The following is a 16,317-nucleotide window of genomic DNA, read 5'->3' as shown; positions in this document are numbered from 1 at the left end:
CCGCCGCGGCGCCGTACCCCACGGGTGCGGCGCCGCGGCTTTTTCCTGTCACGCGGGCCTTTCGGCCACTTAGGCTGGGTTGAGGAGCACCTCGGGCCTGGGAGAGGCGGATGGCGTTCTTGCCACGGCTGTTCAGGCGGCACGATCCGCCGGCCGAGCGGGAGGAGGCGCGCCGCCGCGGGATGCGGGACGCGCGCCTGCACCCTCTCGGCGAGTTCACCGACCCGGAGTTCCAGCCCGCGTACGTCTCCGAGGTCAGGGCTCAGGCCCGCGAGGAGGTCACGCTGGTGGACCGGCGGCTGGCGGCCACGCGTACGGCGCTGCTGGAGCGAGCGCTGGGCGAGCGGGAGACGATCCTGCGCGAGCTGGGCAGGTCCGGCACCCGGCCGCCGCCGCCCAACGGGCACGCCCTGCCGGCGCCCGACGACCCCGACCCGTTCATCTCGATCGCCGAGGCCAGGGCGCGGCGGGAGGAGGCGCGGCGGCGCGCGGTCGTCGAGGGGTCGGAGGCCGCCGTGCAGCGGGCCCGCGCCCGCATCGAGCACCTCACGCAGGAGTGGGAGAGCGCGCTGATCGAGCGGGACCACGAGGTGGAGGCGGTGCACGCCAGGGCCGAGCTGCTGATCGCGGCGTACAAGAGCGGGGTGTTACGCGCTCATCCGCGCAAGGAGGAGATCCCGCCCCTGTGGAAGGGCGAGGTCGTCGCCATGACCGGGGCCGGGGAGGCGGCGGTGGCGGGGCGCGAGGAGATCGGGCGGATCCTGCGCGAGGTCGAGGAGCGCATCGAGGCCTGGCACGCCGGGGTCCCGCCCCCCGAGCTGACTCCCCCGCCCGAGACCCCTGAGGACAGTGGCTGATGGCGGGAGTGCGGAGGGCGGTGGCCGCGCTCAGCGGGCTGGTGCTGGCGGGTGGGGTGGTGGCGGGGTGCGGGACGGAGCCCCGCGCGGTGTGCGGGGCGATCGTGGACTCCACCACGTACGCCGACCCCGCCACGTCCAGGAACGACGTCACCTCGAAGCTCCCCGCCTTCGCCGGCGGGTGCGACTGGATCGGGTTCGCGGCGGTGACCGGCAGCTCGGAGAGCAGCACGTGCCGCCAGGGCCCGGTCTCCCTGGCGGCCACCCGGGCGGAGAACCCCAACGACAACCCGGTGGTGGAGGAGCGGGTCAGGCAGCACAGGATGCGGGAGGTGCTGCCGAGGGCGGTGGCGCTGTTCGACTGCCCCACGGAGGGCGATGGCTCCGACGTGCTGGGCGCCCTCCGTTACCTGGTCAAGCAGCTCGACGCGCGGCGGCAGCCGGACCGGCCGCACCAGGTCATCGTGTTCAGCGACCTGATCGACAACCGGGGCGAGCTGGACGTCAACCGCCTGAACCTGAGCGAGGACGGCCGCCAGCAGAAGATCAAGGAGCTGCGGGACGGCGGGCTGCTGCCCGACATGTCCGGATACTCGGTGGTGGTGCACGGCTTCCTGCGCGCGAAGACGTCGAGCCCCGACCGGTTCCCGCTGCTGGAGGGGTTCTGGCGGGAGTCGTTCGAGGCGGCGGGCGCGGCCACGGTCGACCTGCTTTGAGCCTGCGAGAGCGCTCTCCGCACGTCAGCCCAGGCGCTTTTCACAAGGGAGTCAGGAAGGGCGTGCGGAATGTTGACAGCAGGTAAGCCCAGCGTCCACACTGCGGAGAGAGCGCTCTCTCACGTCCCTCCGCACCCCCCATGGAGCGATGATGACCCGTGTGAACAGGCACAGGCGCCGCCTGGCGGCGGTCGCCGCGGCGCTGGCCGCACTCGGCGGCCTGCTCGTCCAGGTGGCCACCAGCGCATCGGCCTCCGTCCCCGCCACCCCGTCCGGCTGGTCGCTGGTCTGGGCGGACGACTTCAACGGCCCGGCCAGCACCCTTCCCTCCTCCAGCAACTGGATCATCGACACCGGCCACGGCTACCCTGGCGGCCCCGGCAACTGGGGAACGGGCGAGATCCAGCGCTACACCGACAGCACCGCCAACCTCAGCCTCGACGGCTCAGGCAACCTGCGCATCACCCCGCTGCGCAGCTCGTCGGGCGAGTGGACCTCCGCCCGCATCGAGACCAGGCGCGCCGACTTCAAGCCCGCCGACGGCCGCATCCTGCGCATCGAGAGCCGCCTGCAGATGCCGAACGTGACCGGTCAGGCCGCCCTCGGCTACTGGCCGGCGTTCTGGGCGCTCGGGGCCCCGTACCGGGGTAACTACTGGAACTGGCCGGCCATCGGCGAGTTCGACATCATGGAGAACGTCAACGGGCTCAACTCCGTCTGGGGCGTGCTCCACTGCGGCGTCAACCCCGGCGGCCCCTGCGAGGAGACCAACGGCCTGAGCGCCAGCCGCGCCTGCCCCGGCTCGACCTGCCAGTCGGCCTTCCACACCTTCCGCTTCGAGTGGGACCGCAGCGTCTCACCCAACCAGCTCCGCTGGTACGTGGACGGCCAGCTGTTCCACAGCCTGAGCCAGTCCAGGTTCGACGCGACCACGTGGAACAACATGACCGGCCACGCCGGCTACTTCCTGCTGCTCAACGTGGCGATGGGCGGCGCGTTCCCGAACGCGCTCGGCGGCCAGACGCCGACCGCGGCCACCGTGCCGGGCCGGCCGATGGTGGTCGACTACGTGGCGGTCTGGCAGAGCGGTGGCGGCGGCACCGACCCGACCGACCCGCCGACCGACCCGCCCGGCGACGTCGACGCCCGCTCGACCATCCAGGCCGAGCGCTACTCGGCCCAGTCGGGCACGATCGTGGAGACCACCACCGACTCGGGCGGCGGCCAGAACGTCGGCGCCATCGCCAACGGCGACTGGCTGCGCTACGACGGCGTGAAGTTCGGCTCGACGCCCGCCACCCAGTTCAAGGCCAGGGTGGCGTCGGGCGCGGCGGCGGGGGTGAGCGGGCTCGTCCAGGTCAGGCTGGACAGCCCCACGGCGCCGCCCATCGGTGACTTCGCCCTGGCCAACACGGGCGGCTGGCAGAGCTGGCGGACGATCCCCGCCAACATCTCGGGGGTGACGGGCACGCACACCGTGTACCTGACCTTCTCCTCCGGGCAGCCGGCCGACTTCGTCAACGTCAACTGGCTCACGTTCTCGACGTCCTGACCGCAGCCGCTGGGGCCCCGGGAAGGGCCCCAGCGGCCGTCAGGCGGTGCGGCGGCGGGCGATGATCCGTTCTGCCCAGCTCGCCGCCTCCGGGTCCCGCAGCCCCTCCACGACGCCGCCCAGGTACGCCGTGGCCAGGCTGTCGAAGCCGCTGTCGAGCCGGCGTAACCGCCCATCCCGCCGCCGCTCGGCCCCTTGCAGGTATTGGGCGATGCTCTCGGCGTAACTCGCGTCCCGCTGGTAGGCGGCCTGCGCGGCGGCGCACGCCGCGGCCTCGGCGTCGCGCTTGGCCCGCAGCTCCCACAGCCGCCGGTCGTTGGGGTTGTGCATGCGGCGGCCGAGGTCGGCGGCGATGAGCGCGGTGGCCACCAGCAGGGCCAGCAGCAGGGTCATGGTGGGCAACGACGCGACGCCCTCCGAGGCAGGCCCGATCTGCTCGCCGTCCACGACCAGCGGCCGGACGAGCGCGTCGCGGCGCAGCACGGCGACGGCGACGATGAGGCCGAGCCACACGAGCGCGGCGAGGACGAGCAGCCAGCGGCCCTTGGCCGGGCTTCCGTGCTCCTGCCAGGAACGGAACGCGCGGCCGTACATGTGGGGGGCCACCAGCATGATCAGGGCGGCGCCCGCGGCGAGCAGCGCGGTCATCGCGACGCTGTCGCCCCAGCTCAGGATGACCTGGTAGAGGATCGGAACCTCGACGATCAGCAGGAGCAGCAGCAGGAGCGCGGCGGGCAGCCAGCGGCGGACGACCGGCCAGCGGCTGCCGGAGATCGCGATCGAGCTGGGCCGGCCGTCGCCGGGGCGGCGGCTGGGCTGCTCCAGCTCGGCGACCTGGCGCCGGGTCTCGTCCAGGGCCTGCCTGGCCTCGCCGAAGGTCCGCTGCGACTCCGCGAGGCGGATCTTCTGCCCCTCGAACTCGGCCCGCGCCCGCTGGATCTCCTGCTCCGTGCGCTCCTCGATGGCGGCCAGCTCGGCCAGCCGCTCGTCCTCCAGCTCGTGGAAGCGCGGCACGCCGCCGGTCTGCAGGGTGAGCGTGTCGATCTGGCCGTCGGCGGCGTGGGCGCGGCCCAGCTCGCGTTCTGCGCGGCGGCGCTGCGCCCAGTCGGGCATGCGGTAGAGGTCGCCCTCGTACGCCACGGCGGGCGCGATGCGGGTGACCTCGTCGCCGGGCTGGTCGGGCACGCGGGAACCGGCGCGGCGGTTGCGGCGGATGGGACGCATGGGTCCTCCCCAGCGGGCACGAGGGGTGCTGACTCCGATGCTAAATCCCGGGCCCTCGATGCCGTCGCCGATGGGCGAAATGGGGGAACAATGAGCCGCGTGAGCGATTTGCCGATCATCGACGTGTCCCCGCTCGTCTCTGGAGGCCCCGGCAAGGAAGCGGGCAACGTAGCGGGCAACGAAGCGGGCAAGGAGGCCGTGGCCGAGGCGATCGGCGCGGCCTGTCGCGACAGCGGGTTCTTCTACATCCGCGGTCACGGCGTGCCCGCCGAGCTGATCGACCGGCTCGACGCCGCCGCCAGGCGTTTCTTCGCGCTGCCCGACGAGGTCAAGCAGGAGATCGCGATGGAGCGCGGCGGCCGGGCCTGGCGCGGCTTCTTCCCGGTCGGCGGCGAGCTGACCTCGGGCCGGCCCGACCTGAAGGAGGGCGTCTACTTCGGCGCCGAGGAGCCGCCAGGGCCGCGCCCGCTGCACGGCCCCAACCTGTTCCCCGCCCAGGTGCCCGAGCTGCGTGCGGCGGTGCTGGACTACCTGGGCAGGATGACGGAGGTCGGGCAGGCGGTCATGGCGGGCGTCGCGCTCAGCCTGGGGCTGGACGAGGGCTACTTCCGTACGGGCTACACGGCCGACCCGACCATCCTGTTCCGGATCTTCCACTACCCGCCTGGCCCGCCGGACGACGCCGACACGTGGGGCGTCGGCGAGCACACCGACTACGGCCTGCTCACCCTCCTCCTCCAGGACGCCAACGGCGGCCTCCAGGTGCACACGCGATCGGGCTGGGTGGAGGCGCCGCCGCTGGAGGGCACGTTCGTGTGCAACATCGGCGACATGCTCGACAAGCTCACCGGCGGCCGCTACCGCTCGACGCCGCACCGCGTGCGCAACCGCAGCGGCAACGAGCGACTCAGCTTCCCGTTCTTCTTCGACCCGGGCTGGGACAGCGAGGTGCCGCCCCTGCCGTACGCGCCGGGCCGCCGCTGGGACGGCCAGGTCGACTTCACCGGCACGTACGGCGAGTACCTGCTGGCGAAGGTGTCGAAGGTCTTCCCCGAGCTGTTCGAGCGGCAGATCTAGGCCGACCCGCGCACGACGAGCCGGGCGGGCAGCACGACCGAGGTGGTGTGGCGGCCCTCCAGCCGCGACAGCAGCAGCCGGGCCAGCGCCAGCGCCTGGTCGGCGACCGGCACCCGGACGGTGGTGAGCGCGGGCGTGGTGGCCGAGGCGGCGTCGATGTCGTCGAAGCCCACCACCGCCACGTCGTCCGGCACCCGCCGCCCCGCCTCGCGCAGCGCCCGCATGGCGCCGATGGCGAGCTGGTCGGTGGCGGCGAACACGGCGTCGAGCGCGGGGTCGTCGGCGAGCAGCCGCCGCATCGCATCGGCGCCCGCGGCCCTGGTGAGGTCGTCGGCGGGCGCCAGGTGCGGCTGCAGGCCCGCCCGTCGCAGCGCCGCCCGGTGCCCGGCCAGCCGGTCCTGGACGGTCACCAGGTCCATCGGCCCGCACACCATGCCGACGCGCCGCCGCCCCCGCTCCAGCAGGTGCTCGGTGGCCGCCGCCGCGCCGCCCGCGTTGTCCACGTCCACGTACGGCACCAGCGACGCGATCTCCGGCTTGCCGAGCAGCACGACCGGCACCCCGGTGCGGGACAGCCGCTCGGCCAGCGTGTCGGCCCGGTCGGGCGGCAGCAGCACGACGCCGTCGGCCAGCCGCGCCTCCACGTGGGCGACGATGCGCCGGTGGCTCTCGGCGGTGTCGGCGAGCATGAGCGTGATCTGCTTGCCGGCGCCTTCGAGCAGGCTGGTGACGTATTGGACGACGGCGGCAGTCAGCGCGTCGCCGCCGCCCTGCCTGGGCACCGACAGCACGAGCGCGACCGCATTGGTCCTGCGGGTGACAAGGCTGCGGGCGGCCAGGTTGGGCACGTAGCCGAGCTCGTTGACGGCCCGCATGACGGTGGTCCTGACCTCGGGGCTCACCGACGACTCGCCGTTGACGACGCGGGAGACGGTGGCGCGGGAGACGCCGGCGCGGGCCGCCACGGTCTCCAGGGTGGGGCGCTTGGGCGGGGTCTCGGCCAGGCCGTTGCGACGTACGACGTCGCGGTACCACAGGGCGCTGTCCTTGAGGCGCCGCCGCTGGGTGGCGAAGTCGACGTGCACGAGGCCGAACTTGCGCTGGTAGCCGTCCACCCATTCGAGGTTGTCGAGCAGCGTCCAGGCGAGGTAGCCGCGTACGTTGGCGCCCGCGTCGAGCGCGGCGCGCAGGGCGCGCAGGTGCTCCTCGATGAAGCTGATGCGATCGACGTCGTGGATGCCGTCGCCGGTCACCACGTCGACGAAGTCGGCGCCGTTCTCGGTGATCATGAGTTCGAGCCCGGGGTACTCGCGGGTGAGCCGGCCCAGCAGCTGCGACAGGCAGCCGGGCACGATGGGCCAGCCCATGGCGGTCACGGCGGTGGGCACCGTGCAGAACAGCACGCCGTCGCTGCCCGGGTAGGCGGGGTCGGCGGGCTCGCTGGGCTGGGCCTGCACGACGAGCGGCGCGTAGTAGTTGACGCCGAGCAGGTCGATGGGCTGCCCGATGATCTCCAGGTCGCCGTCGTGGACGTGGCCGAGCCCGCCGTGCCGCTCGATGACCGGCAGCAGCTCCTCCGGGTACGCCCCGCGCAGCACGGGCTCCAGGAACTGCCGGTTGACCAGCGTGTCGATCCTGGCGACGGCCGCCGCGTCCTCCTCCGACGCCCGCCGGCCGGGGTCGCTCACCTGGGCGGGCGTCATGACGGGCGAGATGTTGAGCACGACGCCCACCTCGGCGGCGCCCGCCTCGCGCAGCGCCCGCACGGCCAGGCCGTGGCCGAGCAACATGTGGTGGGCGGCGGCGAACGCCTCGGCGGCCGACGTGCGGCCGGGCGCGTGGATGCCGGCGCCGTGGCCGAGGAAGGCGGCCACCCACGGCTCGTTCAGCGTGAACCAGGTGCGCACCCGGTCGCCCAGCCGCTGGTGCACGGCGGCGGCGTAGTCGGCGAAGCGCAGCGCCGTGTCACGCGACGGCCAGCCGCCGCGATCCTCCAGCGCCTGCGGCAGATCCCAGTGATAGAGCGTCGCGTACGGCTTGATGCCGGCGCCGACCAGCTCGTCCACCAGCCGGTCGTAGAAGTCCAGCCCGGCCGCGTTGGGTTCGCCGCCGCCGTCGGGGAAGATCCGCGGCCAGCTCATCGAGAACCGGTAGGAGCCGAGATCCAGCTCCCGCATCAACCGGACGTCCTCCGGATAGCGGTGGTAGTGGTCGCATGTCTCCACCCGGTCCACGGAGAAGGTGTCCCAGATCGACGGGCCTCGGCCGTCGATGTTCGTGGCCCCCTCGATCTGGAAGGCCGACGTCGACACTCCCCACTCGAAGCCCTCGGGGAAGCTTGCGGTGCTCATTTCTGCGGATACCTTCCAATCAACGATCAGCCGGCCCAGTCTCCCGCGCCCCCTCGTCGCGCGCCAGCCTGGCCAGGAGGTATACAGAGCGCGTGGAACTGGACCGGCTCGATCGTGACATCATCGCGGCGCTCGTGGACGACGCCCGCCAGACCTACGCCGAGATCGGCCACCGGGTCGGGCTGAGCGCCTCGGCGGTCAAGCGCAGGGTCGACCGGTTGCGGCAGGCGGGGGCGATCACCGGGTTCAGCGCGCGGGTGGCGCCGCAGGCGCTGGGCTGGACGACGGAGGCGTACGTCGAGCTGTTCTGCCAGGGCAAGACCAAGCCGTCGGACATCGCGCTGGCGGTGGCGAAGTTCCCGGAAGTGGTGGCGGCGGCCACGATCACCGGCGAGGCCGACGCGCTGCTGCACATCAGGGCCACCGACGTGCGGCACGTGGAGCGGGTGATCGAGCGCATCGCGGCGGAGACGTTCGTGGTGCGGACCAAGAGCGCGATCGTGCTGTCGCGGCTCATCGACACACCGCCGGGCGCCTCGGTGCCGGAGGCGCGCAACGAATCGCCCTTGATGGGCTGAGACAAGCAACGGATTCGCGCGAACGCGCAATGTCAAGCCCTTGGCCGCCCGAATCGGCGTTCTTAGGCTGTCCTCATCTCCTCATCGTGGAGTTTTCCCTGCTTAGAGAGCCGATGGAGCGTTGCATGCCCAAACACTTCCTCATGTGCCGCCCGGACTACTTCGCGGTCGAGTACGCCATCAACCCGTGGATGCATCCCGAGGCGGGCGCCGACCGTGACATCGCGGTCCGGCAGTGGGAGGGCTTGAAGTCGGCGTACGAGGAGCTCGGGCACGAGGTGAGCCTGATCGAGCCGATCGACGGCCTGCCCGACATGGTCTTCGCCGCGAACGGCGCGCTGGTCGCGGGCGGCCGCGTCTACGGCGCCCGCTTCGCCTACCCGCAGCGCGCCGCGGAGGGGCCCGCCTACCTGCGCTGGTTCGCCGAGCGCGGCTACCCGGTGATGGAGCCGGCGCACGTCAACGAGGGCGAGGGCGACTTCCTCACCCTCGACGAGGTCATCCTGGCCGGCACCGGCTTCCGCACGGACGTGGTGGCCCACCAGGAGGCGCAGGAGTACCTCGGCCGGCCGGTCGTCTCGCTGACGCTGGTGGACCCGCGCTTCTACCACCTGGACACGGCGCTGTTCCCGCTCGACGGGCACAACGTGGCCTACTACCCCGAGGCGTTCTCGCCCGGGAGCCTCGCGGTGCTGCGCCGCATGTTCCCCGACGCGGTGCTCGCGACCGCGCAGGACGCCGAGGTGCTCGGCCTCAACGCGGTCAGCGACGGCACGAACGTGGTCATCAACGCCGAGGCGACCGACCTGCAGCTGGAACTCAAGCGGCGCGGGTACGAGGTGATCCCGGTCGACCTGTCGGAGCTGCGCAAGGCGGGTGGCGGCCCCAAGTGCTGCACACTGGAGATCAGGGGGGACAACTGACATGATCACCAGCGCAGAGCTGATCGAGATAAGCGAGCGCCGCAGCGCGCACAACTACCATCCACTTCCCGTCGTCATCCACGAGGCCGACGGCGCGTGGGTCACCGACGTCGAGGGCAAGCGTTACCTCGACTGCCTGTCCGGCTACTCGTCGCTGAACTTCGGCCACCGCCACCCGAAGATCATCGAGGCGGCGCGCGAGCAGCTAGAGCGGCTCACGCTGACCAGCCGCGCCTTCTACCACGACCAGTTCGCGCAGTTCTGCGCCGGGCTCGGCGACCTGACGGGCAAGGACATGGTCCTGCCCATGAACACCGGCGCCGAGGCCGTCGAGACCGCGATCAAGGTGGCCCGCAAGTGGGGTTACGAGGTCAAGGGCGTCGAGCCCGGCCAGGCCAACATCATCGTCATGGACGGCAACTTCCACGGCCGTACGACGACGATCATCAGCTTCTCCACCGATCCCGACGCGCACGACGGCTTCGGCCCGTACACGCCGGGCTTCCGCATCGTCCCGTACGGCTCCGCCGAGGCGGTCCGCGAGGCCATGGACGCGGCGACGGTGGCCGTGCTGGTCGAGCCGATCCAGGGCGAGGCCGGGGTGCTGGTGCCGCCGGACGGCTACCTGACCGAGCTGCGGGAGCTGTGCTCGGCCGAGGGCGTGCTGCTGATCGCCGACGAGATCCAGTCGGGGCTCGGGCGCACCGGCCACACGTTCGCCTGCGACCACGAGGGCGTCGTGCCCGACATCTACGTCATGGGCAAGGCGCTAGGCGGCGGCGTGGTGCCGGTGTCGGCCATCGCGGCCAACCGCGACGTGCTCGGCGTCATCCATCCGGGCCAGCACGGCTCCACGTTCGGCGGCAACCCGCTGGCCTGCGCGGTCGCCAACGCCGTGATCGAGATACTCAACACCGGCGAGTTCCAGGCCAGGGCCGCCAAGCTGGGCGAGCTGATGCTCGGCCGGCTGCGCGAGCTGGTGGGCCACGGCGCGGTGATCGAGGTGCGCGGGCGCGGGCTGTGGGCGGGCGTGGACATCCACCCCGACGTCGGCACCGGGCGCGAGGTGTCGAAGGCGCTGCTGAAGCGCGGCGTGCTGGCCAAGGACACCCACGGCTCCACGATCCGGCTGGCCCCGCCCATCGTGGTCGCGGAGGACGACCTCCACTGGGCGCTCGACCAGCTCGTGGACGCCGTCTACGAGCTCCAGAGCAGGTGACGCGGGGGCCGGAGGCCACGCCTCCGGCCCTCACGCGCGCTCAGGAGGCGCGCCACACCTGCATGCCGTCGGGGGCGTCGTCCTGGACGAAGCCCGCCTCCTTCAGCTCGGCCGCCAGCACCGCACCGGCCGGCCGGTGGGCGGTGCTCACCACCTCGTCCTCGCTGAGGAGCAGGTCGCCCTGCCTGACCCGGTAGCGGAAGCGCGAGGTGACGCTGTCACCGGTGACGTCGAGCACCTGCCCGGCCACCTCGTACGTGTGCCGCCCCACGATGTACGACCCCATGACTCCCGGCTCGGCCTCCGGCCTGGGCAGGTCGCGGTCCCGCCAGTTGAACACCAGCCGCCCGTCCCTGTCCAGTTGCCCGGCCAGCACCCGCCACAGCTCGGGCCGCTCGGCGGCGGTGAAGCTCTGCAGCACCGAGATCATCACGACCGCCTCGGCGGGCTCGTCCACCTTGACGTCCAGCCCGCCGCACGGCAGCACGGTCACCCGGCGCAGCAGCTCGGGGTCGTGGGCCAGCCGGTTGACCAGCACCGAGCGCATGCCGGGCGACGGCTCGACGGCGTAGATCTCACCCGGCGTGGCACGGGCGATGACCTCGGTGATCAGGCCGGTGCCCGCGCCGATCTCGATGACGCCACGCCGCACTCCGGCGAGCAGCGGGGGCAGCGACTCACGGATCGCCGGCACGTGGCCGTCCTCGTGGAAGAGGTCATAGAACGGCACGGCAGGGGCATAGGGATCAGCAAGCATGCGGACGAGCTTAGAGTCAGCGCAGCTCGGTGGTCTCGATGGGTGCGACGACCTCGCCGGTGGAGCCGTACCAGGTGACCGTGTTCGGCAGGTCGAGCGTGGCCAGCGCGTTCTGGAACCAGGGGCCCTTGGTGATGCGCCAGCGGAACGGCGGGCGGGGGACGCCGGCCAGGCGCGCCAGCAGGCTGCCGACCAGGGTGGCGACGGAGAACTGGGTGAAGACGTTGGCCCAGCGCAGCATCCGGCTGAGCGGGTTGCGGATGGGCGAGCAGACCAGCTGGAAGACCTGCCCGCGGTCGGCCTTGGCGAGGTAGGAGTAGTGGACGTCGCCCGACAGGATGTAGGCCGGCTTGCCGAGCGCGATGAGCAGCTTGGCGAGGTCCTCGAACGAGCGGCGGAAGGCCGCCCAGTGCTCCAGGTCGATGGCCTGCCTGATCGTCTCGGACCAGCGGCGGACGAGCGGCCCCCACTTGCCGTCGGCCAGGGCCTCGTTCCAGTTCTGGACGCCGTGGACGCCCTCGGGCAGCAGGAACGGGATCGACGAGCCGATGATGAGCCGCTCGGCGGGCTTGCGCACCTCCTCCTCCAGCCACGCCCACTCCTCGGCGTCGAGCATGCGCCGGTCGCCGGGGGTGAGCTGCCTGGCGCACCGGGTGTCGACCATGATCAGCCGGGCGGTGCCGAGGTCGCGGGCGTAGCTCCAGCGGTTGCTGCCGGGCTCGGCGTCGGCCTTCTCGGCGAACGCGTCGAGCGCCGCTCCCCCGTCACCGGCCATCAGCTTGGCCAGCAGCGGGTCCTCGGCGCGCTCGGCCGGGGAGAGGTTGCCGAGGTGCTGGTAGACCCAGTAGGCGCCGAGGCCGGCGACGACCCGGCGCTGCCACCACGGCGTCTTGGCCATCTGCTCGCGCCAGGGCTGGGAGGTGTTCCAGTCGTCGCGCAGGTCGTGGTCGTCGAAGATCATCGCCGTCGGCACGGTGGACAGCAGCCAGCGGATCTCGGTCTCGGTCCACGCCTGGCGGTAGAGCTCGGCGTACTCCTCGAAGTCGGCGATCTCCCCCTGGGGCTCGGTGTCGTCCCTGCGGGAGCGGATGAAGGCCAGCATGTCGGGCGACGGGCTGTCGGCGTAGACCTGGTCGCCGAGGAGCAGCAGCAGATCGGGCCACTCGTCCTCGCCGGCCTGGGCGAGGTGCTCGCCGTAGGCGCGCAGCACGTCGTCACCGTGCGTACGCACGTGGAAGGCGTCGTGGGGCACGCTGGTGCGGCACGAGCCGAACGCCAGCCGCCGCACCCCCTCGTCGGGCAGCAGCCGGATGCGGCTCGGCGGCCGACCCGCCGGTGGCCATACCTGCTCCCCGTCGCAACTGACCGTGTACGACGCGATATCCTGGGACAACTCAACGAGATCCACGATCGCGTAGTGGTGACCGTGCACGGTGAAGGTAGGCGACCGGTAAGTCCTGCCGTCCGCCTCGATGGCGACCGTGCAGGGTTCGGCGGTCTCCACCCAGATCGAGGCGCTGACGGAGTCGACGTATCTGAGCATCGGCCCCACCACGAGTGCGGTCATGTCACCCCCCGATTCGACGTTTCGGCACACTCTGCGCTTGTAAGCCTGCCAGAGTGGCACGACCGCGGCATCCTGATCACCGGCCTGGATCTCATCGACAACTAGGCAAGGTCAAACCACCCGCTCTAGGATGATCGTAACAACAACGCCCAAAGGGAATGGCAATGGCGCCTTTTCCCGCTATAGGGCGTACATAACAGGAGGAATTTCTTCCATGAGCATCATGGTGCCGTCAACGACGCCGGCCCTGATCACCCCGGGCCGTCAAGCCCTCGACTCCGCCCTGCACCAGCTCGACCGGGCCGCCGCGCACCTCGGCCTGGACGACGGGCTCCGCACCATGCTGGCCACGCCCCGCCGCTCGCTGACCGTCTCGGTCCCCGTGCGGCGCGAGGACGGCAGCCTGGACGTCGTCCAGGGCTTCCGGGTCCAGCACAACGTCTCGCGCGGGCCCGCCAAGGGCGGCATCCGCTTTCATCCGGCGACCGACATCCACGAGGTCACCGCACTCGCCATGTGGATGACGTGGAAGTGCGCACTGGTCGGCATCCCGTACGGCGGCGCCAAAGGCGGCGTGGCCGTGGACCCGACCGGGCTCACCACCCGCGAGCTGGAGCGGCTCACCCGCCGCTACGTCAACGAGATCCTGCCGCTGATCGGCCCGGAGAAGGACATCCCGGCCCCCGACGTCGGCACCGACGAGCAGACCATGGCCTGGATCATGGACACCTACAGCGTCAACGCGGGCTACTCGGTGCCAGGGGTGGTCACCGGCAAGCCCATGACGCTGGGCGGCTCGCTCGGCCGCGGCGGCGCGACCTCGCGCGGCGTGCAGATCGCGGCGCTGGCCGCGCTCGGCCGCTCGCCCGAGGGCGTGACCGTGGCCGTGCAGGGCTTCGGCAAGGTGGGCGCGCTCGCCGCCCAATACCTCGCCGACGCCGGCTGCAAGGTCGTGGCGGTCTCCGACATCACCGGCGCCGTCCACGACGGGCGCGGGATCGACGTCGCCGCGCTGCGCGCGTGGGTCGCCGAGAGCGGCGGCGTGCGCGGGTACGCCCAGGCCGACGCGATGGCCCACGACGACCTGTTCGAGCTGGACGTGGACGTGCTCGTCCCGGCCGCGCTCGAAGGCGCCATCACCGAGGCCAACGCGCCCAGGATCCGCGCCCGCCTGGTCGTGGAGGGCGCCAACGGCCCCACCACGCCCGAGGCCGACGCGATACTCGCGGCCAACGGCACCACGGTCGTGCCGGACATCCTCGCCAACGCCGGCGGGGTGATCGTGTCGTACCTGGAGTGGGTGCAGAACCTGCAGGCGTGCTCGTGGAGCTCGGGCGAGATCGAGCTCAAGCTGCGCGAGCTGATGCTGAACGCCTTCGACGAGGTGACGGCGCTGGCCGCCGAGCGCGGGCTGACGCTCAGGCAGGCGGCGCACGTCATCGGCGTGAGCCGGGTGGCCGAGGCGCACCGGATGCGCGGCCTCTACCCGTGAGCGCGCGACTTTAGTAGCAGGAGGCCCGCCCAAGGTTCGATGCCGGGGCGGGCCTCGTGTTGCGAGCCTTGACGCATGAGAGGAATCGTCAACATCGTCGGCGTGATCGCCATCATCCAGGGGCTCGCCGGGTTCGCCGGGCGGATGTGGTTCGACAGCAACTGGGGCTTCCTGCATCGGCTCGTGGACCTGCCGCTGCCGGGCTATCTGGGGGTGGCGGCGGCCGGCGTGGTGGCGATCATCTGGGCCGACTCCGCCAAGAAACGCGAGGGCAGCTGACGCCCTCAGGCGGCCGGGGGGCCGGGGCGATCCGGGGAGCCGGGGCGGTCCCGGGGCGGCGGCGTTCTGCGGGCTCAAGGCCCGGCCGGCGGCCCGCCTGCCTGCTCAGGCCTTCAGCTCGGCGTGGTCGAGGGCGGCGACCAGGCTCTCCAAATCACGCATGAGCTGCTCGGTGCGCTCGGCGCCGAACGCCAGCGCGATCAGCCCCTGCTGCTCGGCCACGGCGCCGTCGATGCGGGCCAGCAGCTCGGCCCCCCGCCCTGAGACGAACACCGCCACCCGCCGCCGGTCGCCCTTGGCCGGGCCGCGATAGACCAGCGCGCGGTCGATGAGCCGGTCGACGGCCTTGGTCAGCGTGGGGTGCGGCATCAGCACCGCCTCGGCCAGCTCGCCCATCGACTCGCCCCGCCCGTCGGCCAGCGCCCGCATGATGCGCCACTGCTCGACGGTGACCCCCTCGCCGGCGAGCGCCGCCGCGAGCCCCCGGTTGACGCTGCGCTCCGCACGGCTCAGCAAGTAGGCGAGTGAGGACCCGAGCCCATGAGTGGTCATCGAAGGGGTCCTTTCGTCGGGGGGTTGTAGAGGAGGATACTCGTCGGCGTGGCGGCGACGGTCGATCCTCTCGAAGCGCGGCTCCTCCCCTCCGACGCGATCAGGATCGCGCTGGTCGTCCCCGTGTCGGGGGTGCTCGGCCTGATGGGCCCCTGCGCGATCAACTGCGCGGTGCTGGCCGCCGAGGAGATCAACGGCAGGGGCGGCATGCTGGGCCGGCCGGTCGAGCTGGTGCTCATCGACGGCGGGCGGCCCGCGCCGCAGGTCGCGGACGAGGTGGCCGGTCTCGTACGGTCCGGCACGATCTCCGCCGTGGCCGGGGCGCACGCCAGCGACGTGCGGGTGGCGGTGGTGGCGGCGATCGCGGGGCGGGTGCCGTTCGTGTACGCGCCTCCGTACGAGGGCGGCGGCCGCGCGCCGGGCGTCTACTTCCTGGGCGAGACCCCCGACAGGCAGCTCGTCCCCGGCATCGATCGGCTGACCGCCTCCCACGCCCGCCGCTGGTACCTGCTGGGCAACGACTACATCTGGCCGCGCCTGGTGCACGCCAGGGCGCGCGGGCGGCTGCGCGCGGCGGGCGCCACGGTGGTGGGCGAGAGCCTCGTCGCGTACGGACAGGCGGTGCACTGGCTGGACCGGGTGGCGGGCGCCCGGCCTGACGCGATCCTGCTGACGCTGATCGGCAGCGACCTGGTGGCCTTCAACCGGGCGTACGCGGCGGCGGGGCTGAGCGCGGTGCGGCTGTGCGGGGCGCTGGAGGAGCACGGCCTGCTGGGCATCGGCGGCGACGTCACGGGCGGCCTGTACGCCTCGATGGGCTACTTCCGCAACCTGCCCACGGAGGCCGGTCAGGGCTTCGCCGAGCGCTACGCGGCCCGGTTCGGCGCGGACGCGCCGCTGCTCAACGCGCACGGCCACGGCTGCTACGAGGCGGTGGCGATGCTGGCGGCGCTGTGCGCGCGGGCCGGCTCGCTGGCGGTGCCCGCGCTGGACGCGGTGGCCGACGGCACCACGATCACCAGCGCGCGGGGCACGCTGACGCTGCTCGACCACCAGGTGCGCCACCCCGTTCACCTCGGCAGGGCCGACGGCCTTGATTTCTTTCTGGAGAAATCTTTTCAGTAGAAAGCTTTGGCTCTAAGGTGCCAATCGCCCCCTTAGCAGCTAGGAGCC

General features: G+C 72.2%; 15 protein-coding genes. 10 read left to right on the top strand and 5 right to left on the bottom strand.

Annotated elements, in window-relative coordinates; translation table 11 throughout:
* Positions 1–110 precede the first annotated feature (110 nt).
* The 3 genes from ACFFR3_RS38840 (at position 111) to ACFFR3_RS38830 (ending at position 3,125) form a co-directional block, all read left to right on the top strand.
* Complete coding sequence (locus ACFFR3_RS38840) at positions 111–857, top strand: hypothetical protein (protein ID WP_379484751.1); 747 nt, start codon at positions 111–113, stop codon at positions 855–857.
* Complete coding sequence (locus tag ACFFR3_RS38835) at positions 857–1,573, top strand: vWA domain-containing protein (RefSeq protein WP_345399275.1); 717 nt, start codon at positions 857–859, stop codon at positions 1,571–1,573. Before ACFFR3_RS38840 ends, ACFFR3_RS38835 begins: the two co-directional genes overlap by 1 nt.
* Positions 1,574–1,724: 151 nt before the next feature.
* Positions 1,725–3,125, top strand: a complete 1,401-nt coding sequence (locus ACFFR3_RS38830; protein WP_379484818.1) for a glycoside hydrolase family 16 protein — start codon at positions 1,725–1,727, stop codon at positions 3,123–3,125.
* 39 nt (positions 3,126–3,164) lie between these two features.
* On the opposite strand, the gene ACFFR3_RS38825 is transcribed toward ACFFR3_RS38830, so the two are convergent.
* The gene (locus tag ACFFR3_RS38825; protein WP_345399269.1) at positions 3,165–4,349 is read right to left on the bottom strand and encodes a hypothetical protein; all 1,185 of its coding nucleotides are present in this window, start codon (positions 4,347–4,349) and stop codon (positions 3,165–3,167) included.
* Positions 4,350–4,448: 99 nt separating this feature from the next.
* On the opposite strand from ACFFR3_RS38825, the gene ACFFR3_RS38820 reads away from it, so the two are divergent.
* Positions 4,449–5,426 (top strand): isopenicillin N synthase family dioxygenase, encoded by a 978-nt coding sequence (locus tag ACFFR3_RS38820; RefSeq protein ID WP_345399266.1) that lies wholly within the window; start codon positions 4,449–4,451, stop codon positions 5,424–5,426.
* Here the strand turns inward: ACFFR3_RS38820 and ACFFR3_RS38815 are convergent.
* Complete coding sequence (locus ACFFR3_RS38815) at positions 5,423–7,777, bottom strand: GH1 family beta-glucosidase (protein WP_345399263.1); 2,355 nt, start codon at positions 7,775–7,777, stop codon at positions 5,423–5,425. The two genes, ACFFR3_RS38820 and ACFFR3_RS38815, sit on opposite strands and share 4 nt — an antisense overlap.
* Positions 7,778–7,869: 92 nt before the next feature.
* Here ACFFR3_RS38815 and ACFFR3_RS38810 point away from each other — a divergent pair, with 92 nt between their 5' ends.
* The 3 genes from ACFFR3_RS38810 (at position 7,870) to rocD (ending at position 10,497) form a co-directional block, all read left to right on the top strand.
* Complete coding sequence (locus ACFFR3_RS38810; protein ID WP_345399260.1) at positions 7,870–8,355, top strand: Lrp/AsnC family transcriptional regulator; 486 nt, start codon at positions 7,870–7,872, stop codon at positions 8,353–8,355.
* A 125-nt stretch (positions 8,356–8,480) separates the two neighbouring features.
* Positions 8,481–9,278: a dimethylargininase gene (ddaH, locus tag ACFFR3_RS38805; RefSeq protein WP_345399257.1), complete on the top strand. Its 798-nt coding sequence runs from the start codon at positions 8,481–8,483 to the stop codon at positions 9,276–9,278.
* Between the two features lies 1 nt (position 9,279).
* On the top strand, positions 9,280–10,497 hold the full coding sequence (gene rocD, locus ACFFR3_RS38800) for an ornithine--oxo-acid transaminase (protein ID WP_345399254.1): 1,218 nt from the start codon (positions 9,280–9,282) through the stop codon (positions 10,495–10,497).
* Between the two features lie 40 nt (positions 10,498–10,537).
* Here rocD and ACFFR3_RS38795 read toward each other — a convergent pair whose 3' ends face one another.
* Together ACFFR3_RS38795 and ACFFR3_RS38790 are read right to left on the bottom strand one after the other, a co-directional pair.
* Positions 10,538–11,254, bottom strand: coding sequence for a class I SAM-dependent methyltransferase (locus tag ACFFR3_RS38795; protein ID WP_364377643.1), 717 nt, complete (start codon positions 11,252–11,254; stop codon positions 10,538–10,540).
* Between the two features lie 16 nt (positions 11,255–11,270).
* Positions 11,271–12,821, bottom strand: a complete 1,551-nt coding sequence (locus tag ACFFR3_RS38790) for an alkaline phosphatase D family protein (RefSeq protein ID WP_364377645.1) — start codon at positions 12,819–12,821, stop codon at positions 11,271–11,273.
* A 214-nt stretch (positions 12,822–13,035) separates the two neighbouring features.
* Between ACFFR3_RS38790 and ACFFR3_RS38785 the strand changes: the two genes are divergently transcribed.
* The gene (locus ACFFR3_RS38785; RefSeq protein WP_364377647.1) at positions 13,036–14,313 is read left to right on the top strand and encodes a Glu/Leu/Phe/Val family dehydrogenase; all 1,278 of its coding nucleotides are present in this window, start codon (positions 13,036–13,038) and stop codon (positions 14,311–14,313) included.
* Positions 14,314–14,388: 75 nt separating this feature from the next.
* Positions 14,389–14,592, top strand: coding sequence for a hypothetical protein (locus ACFFR3_RS38780; protein WP_364377649.1), 204 nt, complete (start codon positions 14,389–14,391; stop codon positions 14,590–14,592).
* Between the two features lie 105 nt (positions 14,593–14,697).
* Here the strand turns inward: ACFFR3_RS38780 and ACFFR3_RS38775 are convergent, their stop codons facing one another.
* Entirely contained in the window at positions 14,698–15,144 is a 447-nt protein-coding gene (locus ACFFR3_RS38775) for a MarR family winged helix-turn-helix transcriptional regulator (RefSeq protein ID WP_345399239.1), read from the bottom strand.
* Between the two features lie 48 nt (positions 15,145–15,192).
* Between ACFFR3_RS38775 and ACFFR3_RS38770 the strand changes: the two genes are divergently transcribed.
* Positions 15,193–16,269: a substrate-binding domain-containing protein gene (locus tag ACFFR3_RS38770; RefSeq protein ID WP_364377651.1), complete on the top strand. Its 1,077-nt coding sequence runs from the start codon at positions 15,193–15,195 to the stop codon at positions 16,267–16,269.
* Positions 16,270–16,317 lie beyond the last annotated feature (48 nt).

This window comes from Nonomuraea salmonea, assembly GCF_042428605.1.
GTDB classification, from domain to species: Bacteria; Actinomycetota; Actinomycetes; order Streptosporangiales; family Streptosporangiaceae; genus Nonomuraea; species Nonomuraea salmonea.
This window is presented reverse-complemented; position numbering and strand designations above follow the sequence as displayed.

Excerpts from the sequence above, each read along its gene's own strand:
- ACFFR3_RS38840 (WP_379484751.1), top strand. The coding sequence starts at position 111 with ATGGCGTTCTTGCCACGGCTGTTCAGGCGGCACGATCCGCCGGCCGAG.
- ACFFR3_RS38835 (WP_345399275.1), top strand. The coding sequence starts at position 857 with ATGGCGGGAGTGCGGAGGGCGGTGGCCGCGCTCAGCGGGCTGGTGCTG.
- ACFFR3_RS38830 (WP_379484818.1), top strand. The coding sequence starts at position 1,725 with ATGACCCGTGTGAACAGGCACAGGCGCCGCCTGGCGGCGGTCGCCGCG.
- ACFFR3_RS38825 (WP_345399269.1), bottom strand. The coding sequence starts at position 4,349 with ATGCGTCCCATCCGCCGCAACCGCCGCGCCGGTTCCCGCGTGCCCGAC.
- ACFFR3_RS38815 (WP_345399263.1), bottom strand. The coding sequence starts at position 7,777 with ATGAGCACCGCAAGCTTCCCCGAGGGCTTCGAGTGGGGAGTGTCGACG.
- ddaH (WP_345399257.1), top strand. The coding sequence starts at position 8,481 with ATGCCCAAACACTTCCTCATGTGCCGCCCGGACTACTTCGCGGTCGAG.
- rocD (WP_345399254.1), top strand. The coding sequence starts at position 9,280 with ATGATCACCAGCGCAGAGCTGATCGAGATAAGCGAGCGCCGCAGCGCG.
- ACFFR3_RS38795 (WP_364377643.1), bottom strand. The coding sequence starts at position 11,254 with ATGCTTGCTGATCCCTATGCCCCTGCCGTGCCGTTCTATGACCTCTTC.
- ACFFR3_RS38790 (WP_364377645.1), bottom strand. The coding sequence starts at position 12,821 with ATGACCGCACTCGTGGTGGGGCCGATGCTCAGATACGTCGACTCCGTC.
- ACFFR3_RS38785 (WP_364377647.1), top strand. The coding sequence starts at position 13,036 with ATGAGCATCATGGTGCCGTCAACGACGCCGGCCCTGATCACCCCGGGC.
- ACFFR3_RS38780 (WP_364377649.1), top strand. The coding sequence starts at position 14,389 with ATGAGAGGAATCGTCAACATCGTCGGCGTGATCGCCATCATCCAGGGG.
- ACFFR3_RS38775 (WP_345399239.1), bottom strand. The coding sequence starts at position 15,144 with ATGACCACTCATGGGCTCGGGTCCTCACTCGCCTACTTGCTGAGCCGT.